This window comes from Ideonella azotifigens (assembly GCF_006519715.1).
In the GTDB taxonomy this organism is placed as follows: domain Bacteria; phylum Pseudomonadota; class Gammaproteobacteria; order Burkholderiales; family Burkholderiaceae_C; genus Ideonella; species Ideonella azotifigens.
This window is the reverse complement of sequence record NZ_VIDT01000132.1, coordinates 1-10,906: the sequence shown is the minus strand read 5'-3', so window position 1 is coordinate 10,906 and position 10,906 is coordinate 1. Positions and strand designations below refer to the sequence as shown.

Below are 10,906 nucleotides of genomic sequence, written 5' to 3'. Positions count from 1 at the left end.
TGCTGCTGCTCCAGCGGCTCCAGCACCAGCACATGGTGCACGCCGCCCAGCGGTGCCATGGGCTGCAGGCCGATGCGGGCGAAGCCGGCATCGCCGCGCCTGTCCATGCGCGTGACCTTGGCCACCGGCAGTCCGGCCGGGTAGATGCCGTCGACACCGCTGGTGGTCAGCAGGTCGCCGACCTGCACGTCGTCGGTCGCCGAGACGAAGCGCAGTTCCATCTGGTTTTCCTCACCGCCGCCAAAGGCTGCGCTGCGGTGCTGGGTGCGGGTGTTCAGCACCGGGATGGCGGCGTCCTTGTCGATCAGCAGCGTGACCTCGGCGCTCATCAGGTAGGTGCGCGTGACCTGGCCCAGGACCCCGGCTTCATTGATCACAGGCGAGCCGTCGACCACGCCGTGGCGGCTGCCGCGGTCGATGAAAAGCTTGTGCGAATAAGGGTCCGGCGCCTCGTACAGCACCTCGGCCGCCAGCGAGCGCACCTGCAGGCCTGGCCGCAGTCCCAGCAGCGCGCGCAGTTCCGCGTTCTCGTGGGCCAGCCGGCCGGCGCTGGCCGACTGTTCGGACTGGACCACCAGCTTCTGCTGCAACGCGTCGGCCTTGGCATAGGCCTGGTGCACGCCGCCGAAGTACTCCCCCACGCCGTCCCAGGCCTGCATCGGCAGGCTGAGCACGCGCACCACCGGCAGCAGCGCGGTGGCCATGGCGTTGCGCAGCGGCTGGGTCAGCGCGAAGCGGTGGTCGGCGGCCATCAGGAAGATGGCCAGCGCGGTGCACAGCAAGAGCTTGGAAAGCGCGGGCAGGCCCTGCCGGAAGAAGGGCGGTGGGCTGCGGTCGAAGGTGCCCAGTGGCATGGCGGTTGGGCGCTTGTCAGGGCATGAACAGAGGAGGCCGCGGCGTCAACGGATGACGTGCGGCCCTGCAGTGGCCGGTTACTCCTGCGTGAAGATCGAGCCCAGGCGTTCCATGCTTTCCAGCGCCATGCCGCAACCGCGCACCACGCAGGTCAGCGGGTCCTCGGCCACCAGCACCGGCAGGCCGGTTTCCTCGGCCAGCAGGCGGTCCAGGTCGCGCAGCAGCGCGCCGCCGCCGGTCAGCATCATGCCGCGCTCGGCGATGTCGGCGCCGAGTTCCGGCGGGGTCTGTTCCAGCGCGTTTTTCACCGAGGAGACGATCTGGTTCAGCGGGTCGGTCAGCGCTTCCAGGATCTCGTTGGACGAGATGGTGAAGCTGCGCGGCACGCCTTCGGAAAGGTTGCGGCCCTTGACTTCCATTTCCTTCACCTCGGAGCCGGGGAAGGCCGAACCGATGTTCTTCTTGATCGCCTCGGCGGTGGGCTCGCCGATCAGCATGCCGTAGTTGCGGCGGATGTAGTTGATGATGGCTTCGTCGAACTTGTCGCCACCCACCCGGACCGAGCCCTTGTAGACCATGCCGCCCAGCGAGATCACGCCGACCTCGGTGGTGCCGCCGCCAATGTCGACCACCATCGAGCCGGAAGCTTCCGACACCGGCAGGCCGGCACCGATGGCCGCTGCCATCGGTTCTTCGATCAGGTAGACCTCGGAGGCGCCTGCGCCCAGGGCCGATTCACGGATGGCCCGGCGCTCGACCTGGGTCGAGCCGCAGGGCACGCAGATGATGATGCGCGGGCTGGGCTTCAGCAGGGACCGCGGATGGACCATCTTGATGAACTGCTTGAGCATTTGCTCGGTGACGGTGAAGTCGGCGATCACGCCGTCCTTCATCGGGCGGATGGCCTCGATGTTGCCCGGCACCTTGCCCAGCATGGCCTTGGCTTCGTGGCCCACGGCCTGGATGGTCTTCTTGCCGTTGGGGCCGCCTTCGTGACGGATGGAAACGACCGAGGGCTCGTCCAGCACGATGCCCTTGCCTCGCACGTAGATCAGCGTGTTGGCGGTGCCCAGGTCAATGGCGAGGTCGGTGGAAACGTAGCGGCGGAGGGAAGCGAACATGGGGGCTCAGTCCAGACAATGGCAGGCCACGAGGTCGGCGGCCATCCACGTCCGTTGGACGCAGGGCGGGCTCAGTACCTCGAGGCTCATGGATGGGGGGTGTGCTCGTCGAACTTGCGGGCCTCGTGCCACGCAGCAGGATCGCTGGACATGGCATCGGAAGAGGTCGCCGATAGGTCGCGGATAACCGGAGATAATACCCCAAGCCCCCCGCAGACATGGGGTGCGCAGGCCCTTTTTTGCCCGCTGGAAGCCTGTTCCGGCCGCTTTGATTTCACCTTGAAACACCCATGGCACTCTCCCCCGCGGACGTGAGCCGCATCGCCCATCTGGCGCGCCTGGAACTCTCCGGCGCTGAGGCCGACGCGATGCTCACCCAGCTGAACGGCTTCTTCGGCATCGTCGAGCAGATGAGCGCGGTCGACACCCGCGGCATCGAGCCGCTGTACACCCCGCTGTCGGCAGTGCAGGACGTGACGCTGCGCCTGCGCGACGACGTGGTGACCGAAAGCAACAACCGCGAGCGCAACCAGTTGAGCGCCCCTGCTGTCGAGAACGGCCTGTTCCTTGTGCCCAAGGTGATCGAATGAGCGCAGGTGAATTGCACACCCTGGGCGTGGCCCAGTTGTCCGCCAAGCTCGCGGCCCGTGAAGTCTCTTCGACCGAGCTGACCCAGCACCTGCTGGCCCGTGCCAAGGCCCACGCCACGCTGGGCGCCTACCTGCACCTGGACGAAGCCGGCGCGCTGGCCACCGCTGCGGTGGCCGACGAGCGCCGCGCCGCCGGCAAGGCCACCGCGCTGACCGGCATTCCGCTGGCACACAAGGACATCTTCGTCACCCGTGACATGCCCACCACCGCCGGCTCGAAGATGCTGGCCGGCTACCGCAGCCCGTTCGACGCGACCGTGGTCGCCCGCCTGGGCAATGGCGCGGACGACTTCAGCGGCGCCGGCATGGTCTCGCTGGGCAAGCTCAACTGCGACGAATACGCGATGGGCTCGGCCAACGAGAACTCCGCCTTCGGCCCGGTGCGCAACCCCTGGGACACCTCGCGAGTGCCCGGCGGTTCGTCTGGCGGCTCTGCTGCTGCGGTCGCCGCGCGCCTGGTGCCTGCCGCAACAGGCACCGACACCGGCGGATCGATCCGCCAGCCCGCCAGCTTCTCCGGCATCACCGGCATCAAGCCGACCTATGGCGTGTGCTCGCGCTACGGCATGATTGCCTTCGCTTCCAGCCTGGACCAGGCCGGACCGATGGCGCGCAGCGCCGAGGACTGCGCGCTGCTGCTGTCGGCCATGAGCGGCTTCGACACCCGCGACGCGACCAGCGCCGAGCGCCCGCCGCAGGACTTCCATGCCGCGATGCTTACCGCGCGTGACGGCGCCACCGCCGCTCAGCCGCTGAAGGGCTTGCGCATTGGCTTGCCGCTGGAGTTTTTCCCGGCCGCGCTGGCGGCCGACGTGAACGGCGCCGTGCGCGGTGCCTTGGCCGAGCTGGAGAAGCTGGGCGCCACGCTGGTGGACCTCAGCCTGCCGCGCACCGAGCTGTCGATTCCCGTGTACTACATCATCGCGCCGGCCGAGGCCAGCTCGAACCTGAGCCGCTTCGACGGCGTCAAGTTCGGCCATCGCGCCAAGCAGCACGGCGACCTGCTGGACATGTACAAGAAGACGCGCGCCGAAGGCTTTGGCGCCGAGGTCAAGCGCCGGATCATGATCGGCACCTACGTGCTGAGCCACGGCTACTACGACGCCTACTACCTGCAGGCGCAGAAGCTGCGCCGCATGATCGCCGACGACTTCCAGGCCTGCTTCCAGCAGTGCGACCTGATCGCCGGCCCGGTGGCGCCCACGGTGGCCTGGAAGCTGGGTGAGCAGGGCGACGATCCGGTCAAGGCCTACTTGGCCGACATCTTCACGCTGTCCGGCAGCCTCGCCGGCCTGCCTGGCATGAGCGTGCCGGCCGGTTTCGGCGAACACGGCATGCCGGTCGGCCTGCAGCTGATTGGCAACTACTTCCAGGAAGGCCGGCTCTTGCACGCGGCGCACGCGCTGCAGCAGGCCACCGATTTCCACCTCCGCACGCCGGAGGGCTTCTGACCATGTCCGCACCTCAACTCATCCGCGGCTACGAGGTCGTCATCGGCCTCGAAAACCACGTCCAGCTCTCCACGCTGTCCAAGATCTTCAGCGGGGCCTCGACCGCCTTCGGCGCCGAGCCCAACACCCAGGCCTGCCCGGTGGACCTGGCCCTGCCCGGCACGCTGCCGGTGCTCAACCGTGCTGCCGTGGAGCGGGCCATTCGTTTTGGCCTGGCGGTGGGCGCCAAGGTGGCGCCGCTGTCCATCTTCGCCCGCAAGAACTACTTCTACCCGGACCTGCCCAAGGGCTATCAGATCTCGCAGTTCGAGATCCCGGTGGTGCAGGGCGGCGAGGTCGAGTTCTTCGTCGGCGGCGAGAAGAAGAAGGTGCAGCTGACCCGCGCCCACCTGGAGGAAGACGCCGGCAAGAGCCTGCACGAGGACTTCCAGGGCATGTCGGGCATCGACTTGAACCGGGCCGGCACGCCGCTGCTGGAGATCGTCTCCGAGCCGGACATGCGCTCGGCCCAGGAAGCCGTGGAATACGCCAAGACGCTGCATGCGCTGGTCATGTGGCTGGACATCTGCGACGGCAACATGCAGGAAGGCTCGTTCCGCTGCGACGTGAACGTGTCAGTGCGCAAGCCCGGCCGCCCCTATGGCACCCGGCGCGAGATCAAGAACCTCAACAGCTTTCGCTACCTGGTGGACGCGGTGAACTACGAGGTGAACTGGCAGATCGACCAGATCGAGGACGGCCTGCCGATCCAGCAGGCCACCGTGCTCTACAACCCGGACCGCGGCGAGACCCGCGCGATGCGCTCGAAGGAAGACTCGGCGGACTACCGCTACTTCCCCGACCCCGACCTGCCACCACTGGTAATCGCGCCGGAATGGGTGGAACGCGTGAAGGGCGAGATGCCCGAGCTGCCGCGTGCGATGGCCGAGCGCTTCGTGCAGCAGGATGGCCTGCCGGCTTACGACGCGACGATGATGACCCAGTCGCTGGGCTTTGCCCGCTACTACGAGGCCTCGCGTGAGGTCTGCAGGCAGCCCAAGCTGGTCGCCAACTGGCTGATGGGCGAGATCAGCAAGCGGCTGAATGCCGAGGACCGCGGCATCGAGCAGGCGCCGGTGTCGCCGGCCACGCTGGCGACGCTGATCCAGCGCATCCACGACGGCACGGTGTCGAACAACTCGGCCCGGCAGGTCTTCGAGGCGCTGTGGACCGGCGCCGACAGCGACGTGGATGCCATCATCGACGCCAAGGACCTGCGCCAGTCCAAGGACAGCGGCGCGCTGGAGAAGATCGTCGACGAGGTGATCGCCGCGAATCCGAAGTCGGTCGAGGAATACCGGGCCGGCAAGGACAAGGCCTTCAACGCGCTGGTGGGTCAGGTCATGAAGGCCAGCAAGGGCAAGGCCAACCCGGCCCAGGCCAGCGAGCTGCTGAAGCAGAAGCTCTGAGCCGGCGAGTCAGCGCGAGGCGGTCTCGCCTGCCGGTGGGCGGCGTGACGCTCCGCTGCCGTTCAACACCTCGGGCTCCAGCGAGGCCACGACCTTCTTGCAGATCAGCGTCGGCTGGTCCTTGCGTGCCAGTTCGGCCTGGCTCTTGGCCAACGTCAGCGTCACGCCGGCGTTGTTGACGAAGCGGGCGTCGGCCCGGTCGCGCACGCGCTTGAGCTGGTATTCCTGGCTGTCCAGCTTGAGCTTGGCGTCGCGCGGGGTCATCGTCGCGTTCAGCACCTGGCCGTTGTCGCAGCGATAGGTCGCCGGCGAGGCAGACGCACCCGCGGCGGCGCCGGCCAGCAGCAGGGCGGCGACGCAATGCGGCAGGTGGGCGCTGAAAGACGTCGTCAGGTTGACCAGAATTGTCATGGGGTGGCGCGCTTGGCGGCAGGATCGGCCGCGCCCGGCGCGGCACCGGCCCACAGCTGCTGCAGCCGCGAGCGTTCTGCGTCGAACTGTTGCACGATGCGTTCCCGCTCCGCTTCCTGGTTCTGCAGAATGGTGCGCTGCGCCTCGGTGGCGCCCTCGTTGGCATTGATGCGCGAGCGCAGTTCGTCCGGAGACGACCGGTTGCCCAGTGCGGCACGTTCGGTGGCCAGCCCGTCGGCCTCGGCTTCCAGCGTGTGCAGCCGGCTCTTGGCCGCATCGATCAGCTTTTGCACCGGCGCCAGCGCGCGCTGGCGCGCCACGTCATGCGAGCCGGCGTCGGGGTAGCGCGTCAGCAGCATGCGGTCGCGCCGCACGGCTTCGTTCTGCGTCGCCAGGTCCTGCGACTGCTGCTTCTTCAGGTCTTCCAGCCGGTCCTGCTCCTCGCGCGAGCGCAGTGGCGGCACCACGCCGCGCTGGCTGCCGTCCCGGCCCAGCACGCGCTGCTCCTGCGACAGGCATTCGGGAATCGGCCGGTCCGAGCTGAGCCGGCGTCCGCTGGCATCGGTGCAGGTGTAGATGCGCCCATCGCCGGTTTGCGGCTTGGCATCGACCGCCCAGGCGGCGGGCGCCGCAGCGGCCAGCATGGCGCCGAACAACACACTCAGCAGAACTGGTGACGCCATGGACGGAGGGTGGGCAAGGAGAGAGGAACTTCGGAGGCGAGCGTACGTCATCTGGCAAGGGCCGGATGCGTCGGTCAGCAGGTGTTTCAGCGCTTAGATTCCGTAACGCGTGCGATAGGCCGCGACGCGTTCGGTGTTGGCCGCCAGCGTGGCGTCGCCGGTGGTGGCCAGGAATTGCATCAGGTCGGCCAGCGTGGCGATAGACAGCACCTGCAAGCCCAGTTCCTGCTCGACATACTGCACGCCCGAGCGGCGGTTGGCGGGATCGTCGGACGCGCGCTCCTGGCGGTCCATTGTGATGGCCACGCCCACCGGCGTCGCGCCTGCGGCGCGGATCATGTCGGCGGCCTCGCGCTTGGAAGCGCCGTCGGTGATCACATCGTCGATGATCAGCACCCGGCCCTTGACCGGCGCGCCGACCAGCGTGCCGCCTTCGCCATGGTCCTTGGCTTCCTTGCGGTTGTACGCATAGGGCACGCTCTTGCCGTGTTTGGCCAGGCCGATGGCGACCGCAGCCGCCAGCGTGATGCCCTTGTAGGCCGGGCCGAACAGCATGTCGAATTCGATGCCCGAGGCCAGCAGGCGGCGTGCATAGAATTCGCCCAGCCGCATCAGCTTCGCGCCATCGTCGAACAGCCCCGTGTTGAAGAAATACGGCGACTGCCGACCCGCCTTGGTGGTGAACTCGCCGAAGCGCAGCACCCCCGCTTCCACCGAGAACTGCACGAAATCCTGCGCCAGCGGGTCGGTATGGGGAACGGTCTTCATGGAGAAATTCAAATGGGATTCAGGCTGGTGACGCTGAACTTGAACGGGATCCGTTCGGCAGCGACCAAGGGCTTCATGCAATGGACGGAAAGCGTCTCGCCAGATTGTATGGGGGTGCAGGAAGTCAAGGCCCAGGCAGTCGACGTGAATGGGAAGTACGACACGGTTGCCGGCATGAATGGGCATTTCCACTACGCGCAGAAGAAGGGTTACTCGGGCGTCGGGGCTTACAGCAAGAAGGAGCCCAGCGATGTGATCACCGGCTTTGGCGTCGAGGAATTCGACTTCGAAGGCCGCTACATCGAGTTGCGCTTCGACACGCCCGCTCGCAGATTCAGCGTCATCAGTTGCTACTTCCCCAGCGGCTCATCGGGCGAAGAACGCCAGCAGGCCAAGTTCCGCTTCCTGGCCCAGATGTACCCGTACCTGATGACGCTGAAGGCCGAGCGCGAGTTCGTGCTGGTGGGCGACATCAACATCGCCCACAAGGCCATCGACCTGAAGAACTGGAAGGGCAACCAGAAGAACTCCGGCTTCCTGCCTGAAGAGCGCGACTGGATGACCAAGCTGCTCGAAGAAGGCGGCCTGGTCGACGTTTTCCGCAAGCTCAACGACAAACCCGAGCAATACACCTGGTGGAGCAACCGCGGCCAGGCCTGGGCCAAGAACGTGGGCTGGCGCCTGGACTACCACCTCGCCACCCCCGGCATCGCCGCCACCGCCCAGCGCGAATACATCCACCTCGATCAGCGCTTCTCGGACCACGCGCCGCTGGTGATCGATTACGACTTCGTGCTCTGACTGATTCAGGCGACGCGGCTCGGGCTGCTGGCGATCAGGCCGGCGACCATGTCGTCGGTCAGCCGCATCGGCAGCGCCTGGGCCGACAGCAAGGCCACCACCGCGTGATCGGCATGCGCGCTGTCGCGCACCACCGGCACCCCGCGTGGCGCGCCGCTGGTGTTGGTGAGCGCGGCGACCAACGGCCAGTGCGCTCGTTCGCCGTTGCGCACCACCAGGCCCATCTCGCCCGAGGCCAGCTTGACCAGGCTGCCGGGCGGGAACACGCCGAAGGCCTTGATCAGCGCCGTGGCCAGCGGGCTGGCGCCTGCCATCTGGTGAAGTTCGCGTCCGGCCTGCTGGGCGCTCATTGCCGGCCGGTTGGCGCGGCTGTTCAGGCGGGCGGTGTAGACATCGGCCAGGCGCAGCATCTCGGCCAGTTCGCTGACGTCCGTCGCGCCGCTCGGGTAGCCGGAGCCGTCCGCCAGTTCGTGGTGCTGGATCACCGCGTCCAGCCAGTCCTGGTCGGTGATGCCGGCCTGGCTGAGCATCTCGGCGCTGCGGGTCGGGTGCTCGTTGATGGTTTCGCGCTGCTTGGCCGTCAGCGGCGAGACCTGTTGTGCCAGCCGGGCCTGCAAGTCGAACATCGACAGGTTCATCGTTAGCGCGGCCTGGAAGGCCCGGCGCTGCTCGGTGGCGCTCCAGCCCAGGTAACGCGCGGCCGCCTGGCAGGCCGTGGCGGCATGGATGGAATGGTTCACGCCATAGTGCCCGGCCCCGCTGTCGGGCTGGCGCACCACCTGCGAGAGCGCCATGTCGGGTGAAAACTCGATCAGTGCCAGCAACTGATCCGTGGTCTTGTGAAGCGCGCCAGCCAACTCTGCGCTGGGTGCGTTCAGCGCTCGCTTCACCTCGCGCGAACGGCGCTCCCACTCCTGCGGCAACTGGGCGTGCCGCTGTGCCGGGTTTTCGCTGCGCACTGCCTGCACCGCTTCGGCCAGTTCTTCCAGCTCGACCACCGCCCCGCGCTTGAACAGCGCCTGCAACTGGGCCTCGTCGACGATGACCTGGCCGCGCGCCAGCAACAGCATCTGGCTCGCGTCTCGCACGCTGAACGGCAGCGGCTCACCCAGCACGATGCGATTCTTGACCGAGGAGAGTGAGCAAACAGGCATGACGACAGTTGAGGGTTGCGGCCGCCGCCGCGTGTGAAGGCCGATGTTGCCATGCAACGCCTGCATCCATGCTGGGCCGGGCAACGCCCTTTTGACGTTTGCCTTGCCTGAGCCAGGAAGCAGGGCATGCATGACCGACCCGCCCAGGCCTGGATCATCCCGTTCACAAAGCTTCGCGAGCTTGGCTCAGCGTGGCGGCGCTGCAGGTGGCGTCACGCCGCCGGTTGGCGCGGCCAGGCTGGCCATGCCGGTCTGGGTGTTGACTTCGCTGCCGCCAGTGGCCTGCGCGCCAGGCGCGGAGGCGGCCGGTGTGGCACCGGCTTCTGCTGCGCGGCTGGGCAGGATGTTCTGCGCAGACGCTGCGCCTTGCAGCTCGGCGCGCACCCTGGGCAGCGCCTGCGGCTGGCTGCGCTGCAGGAAGGCGATCAGGCCTTCGCGCAGCAGGCAGCGCAGGTCCCAGTTCTGGCCAGCGGAAGGCGAGCTGACGATCAGCCGCAGCTGCATCGCGTTTTCGCTGGTCTCCACCACCTGCAGCAGGCAGACGCGGCCGTCGTAGTCCTGGCTGGACTGGGCCAGCCGCGTGGCCTCGGCGCGCATCGGCCCGAGGTCGGTCGTGTAGTCGACCCACAGCATCACGCTGCCGATGATTTGCGAGGTCGTGCGGGTCCAGTTCTGGAACGGGTGCTCGATGAACCACTGCAGCGGGATGATGAGCCGGCGCTCGTCCCAGATCTTCAGCACCACATAGGTTCCGGTGATCTCCTCGACCCGGCCCCATTCGTTCTCGACGATCAGCACGTCGTCGATGCGGATCGGCTGCGACAGCGCGATCTGCAGGCCGGCCAGCAGGTTGCCGAACACCGACTTGGCGGCAATGCCGATCACCAGGGCCGAGAGCCCTGCCGAGGCCAGCAGGCTGGTGCCGAGCTGGCGCGCGCGGGGGAAGGTCATCAGCATGAAGGCCAGGCCTGCCAGCAGCAGCCCGGCAATGGCGATGCGCGACAGCACGCGGGCCTGCGTCATTACCCGCCGGGCTTCGAGGTTGTCGGCGACGTCCTGTGGGTGCAGCAAGGCAACCGCATCGACCACGCCGCGCACCGCAGCGATCGCTGCGGCGGTGAAGGCGCCGATCAGCGCAATGCCGGTCCAGTGGCGCAGGCCGTCGATGCCGCGCAGCTCGTCCGGCACGCCGGCCCAGACCAGCTCCAGCGCGATCAGCGGCAGCAGCCATTTCAGGGCCGGCTGCAGCCGCACTGCCACGGCATGCAATACCGGCGAGTGCTGGGTCACCCGCCGCACCAGCGGCTGGCTGAGTCGGTAGACCAGCCAGGCCAACACCGCGGCGCCTAGGCCCACCGCCAGCGGTTGCCACCATTCGTAGAGATCGAAATGCTGCATCGCGGCAGCGAGGCAAACGGCGTGCCGCTCTGCTGCGCCGCAGCATCGGGATCAGCCCGAAAAATCAGGCCGGGTAGGCGCGCTGCAGCAGCGCATTCACGTCCAGGCCCCGCGTGTCCAGCGCGCCGACCACGCGGCCCCACTGGCCGTCGCCAAAACGGGTGGC

11 protein-coding genes are annotated in these 10,906 nt (G+C 67.6%); 4 read left to right on the top strand and 7 right to left on the bottom strand.

All coding sequences use genetic code 11. The features are described from left to right. Positions 1-854, bottom strand: an 854-nt coding sequence (gene mreC / locus FKP22_RS10880) for a rod shape-determining protein MreC (RefSeq protein ID WP_141287515.1), incomplete at its 3' end; no start/stop codon positions are given. Positions 855-932: 78 nt separating this feature from the next. Further along, positions 933-1,976 carry a rod shape-determining protein gene (locus FKP22_RS10875; RefSeq protein WP_141287514.1) on the bottom strand — a complete coding sequence of 348 codons (1,044 nt, stop codon included), beginning with the start codon at positions 1,974-1,976 and terminating at the stop codon, positions 933-935. A gap of 290 nt (positions 1,977-2,266) precedes the next feature. Here FKP22_RS10875 and gatC point away from each other — a divergent pair, with 290 nt between their 5' ends. From gatC to gatB, 3 genes are read left to right on the top strand one after another with little or no spacing between them, the layout of a single operon-like run. After that, complete coding sequence (gatC, locus tag FKP22_RS10870) at positions 2,267-2,566, top strand: Asp-tRNA(Asn)/Glu-tRNA(Gln) amidotransferase subunit GatC (RefSeq protein ID WP_141287513.1); 300 nt, start codon at positions 2,267-2,269, stop codon at positions 2,564-2,566. Further along, the gene (gene gatA, locus FKP22_RS10865; protein WP_141287512.1) at positions 2,563-4,077 is read left to right on the top strand and encodes an Asp-tRNA(Asn)/Glu-tRNA(Gln) amidotransferase subunit GatA; all 1,515 of its coding nucleotides are present in this window, start codon (positions 2,563-2,565) and stop codon (positions 4,075-4,077) included. The genes gatC and gatA overlap by 4 nt, the downstream gene beginning before the upstream one ends. Before the next feature lie 2 nt (positions 4,078-4,079). Next, entirely contained in the window at positions 4,080-5,525 is a 1,446-nt protein-coding gene (gatB, locus tag FKP22_RS10860; RefSeq protein ID WP_141287511.1) for an Asp-tRNA(Asn)/Glu-tRNA(Gln) amidotransferase subunit GatB, read from the top strand. Between the two features lie 9 nt (positions 5,526-5,534). Here gatB and FKP22_RS10855 read toward each other — a convergent pair whose 3' ends face one another. The 3 genes from FKP22_RS10855 to pyrE form a co-directional block, all read right to left on the bottom strand. Then, positions 5,535-5,936: a hypothetical protein gene (locus tag FKP22_RS10855; RefSeq protein ID WP_141287510.1), complete on the bottom strand. Its 402-nt coding sequence runs from the start codon at positions 5,934-5,936 to the stop codon at positions 5,535-5,537. Then, a complete protein-coding gene (locus FKP22_RS10850) occupies positions 5,933-6,619 on the bottom strand; it encodes a hypothetical protein (RefSeq protein ID WP_141287509.1) in 687 nt (228 codons plus the stop codon). The genes FKP22_RS10855 and FKP22_RS10850 overlap by 4 nt, the downstream gene beginning before the upstream one ends. Positions 6,620-6,712: 93 nt before the next feature. After that, the gene (gene pyrE, locus FKP22_RS10845) at positions 6,713-7,387 is read right to left on the bottom strand and encodes an orotate phosphoribosyltransferase (protein WP_141287508.1); all 675 of its coding nucleotides are present in this window, start codon (positions 7,385-7,387) and stop codon (positions 6,713-6,715) included. Positions 7,388-7,399: 12 nt separating this feature from the next. On the opposite strand from pyrE, the gene FKP22_RS10840 reads away from it, so the two are divergent. After that, a complete protein-coding gene (locus tag FKP22_RS10840) occupies positions 7,400-8,188 on the top strand; it encodes an exodeoxyribonuclease III (protein WP_141287507.1) in 789 nt (262 codons plus the stop codon). A gap of 5 nt (positions 8,189-8,193) precedes the next feature. On the opposite strand, the gene FKP22_RS10835 is transcribed toward FKP22_RS10840, so the two are convergent. Together FKP22_RS10835 and FKP22_RS10830 are read right to left on the bottom strand one after the other, a co-directional pair. Continuing rightward, the gene (locus FKP22_RS10835) at positions 8,194-9,342 is read right to left on the bottom strand and encodes an HD-GYP domain-containing protein (RefSeq protein ID WP_170200844.1); all 1,149 of its coding nucleotides are present in this window, start codon (positions 9,340-9,342) and stop codon (positions 8,194-8,196) included. A gap of 186 nt (positions 9,343-9,528) precedes the next feature. Beyond that, the gene (locus FKP22_RS10830) at positions 9,529-10,740 is read right to left on the bottom strand and encodes a mechanosensitive ion channel family protein (RefSeq protein ID WP_141287505.1); all 1,212 of its coding nucleotides are present in this window, start codon (positions 10,738-10,740) and stop codon (positions 9,529-9,531) included. Positions 10,741-10,906 lie beyond the last annotated feature (166 nt).

Excerpts from the sequence above, each read along its gene's own strand:
- FKP22_RS10830 (WP_141287505.1), bottom strand. The coding sequence starts at position 10,740 with ATGCAGCATTTCGATCTCTACGAATGGTGGCAACCGCTGGCGGTGGGC.
- gatA (WP_141287512.1), top strand. The coding sequence starts at position 2,563 with ATGAGCGCAGGTGAATTGCACACCCTGGGCGTGGCCCAGTTGTCCGCC.
- gatC (WP_141287513.1), top strand. The coding sequence starts at position 2,267 with ATGGCACTCTCCCCCGCGGACGTGAGCCGCATCGCCCATCTGGCGCGC.
- FKP22_RS10835 (WP_170200844.1), bottom strand. The coding sequence starts at position 9,342 with ATGCCTGTTTGCTCACTCTCCTCGGTCAAGAATCGCATCGTGCTGGGT.
- FKP22_RS10875 (WP_141287514.1), bottom strand. The coding sequence starts at position 1,976 with ATGTTCGCTTCCCTCCGCCGCTACGTTTCCACCGACCTCGCCATTGAC.
- FKP22_RS10855 (WP_141287510.1), bottom strand. The coding sequence starts at position 5,936 with ATGACAATTCTGGTCAACCTGACGACGTCTTTCAGCGCCCACCTGCCG.
- FKP22_RS10850 (WP_141287509.1), bottom strand. The coding sequence starts at position 6,619 with ATGGCGTCACCAGTTCTGCTGAGTGTGTTGTTCGGCGCCATGCTGGCC.
- gatB (WP_141287511.1), top strand. The coding sequence starts at position 4,080 with ATGTCCGCACCTCAACTCATCCGCGGCTACGAGGTCGTCATCGGCCTC.
- pyrE (WP_141287508.1), bottom strand. The coding sequence starts at position 7,387 with ATGAAGACCGTTCCCCATACCGACCCGCTGGCGCAGGATTTCGTGCAG.
- FKP22_RS10840 (WP_141287507.1), top strand. The coding sequence starts at position 7,400 with ATGGGATTCAGGCTGGTGACGCTGAACTTGAACGGGATCCGTTCGGCA.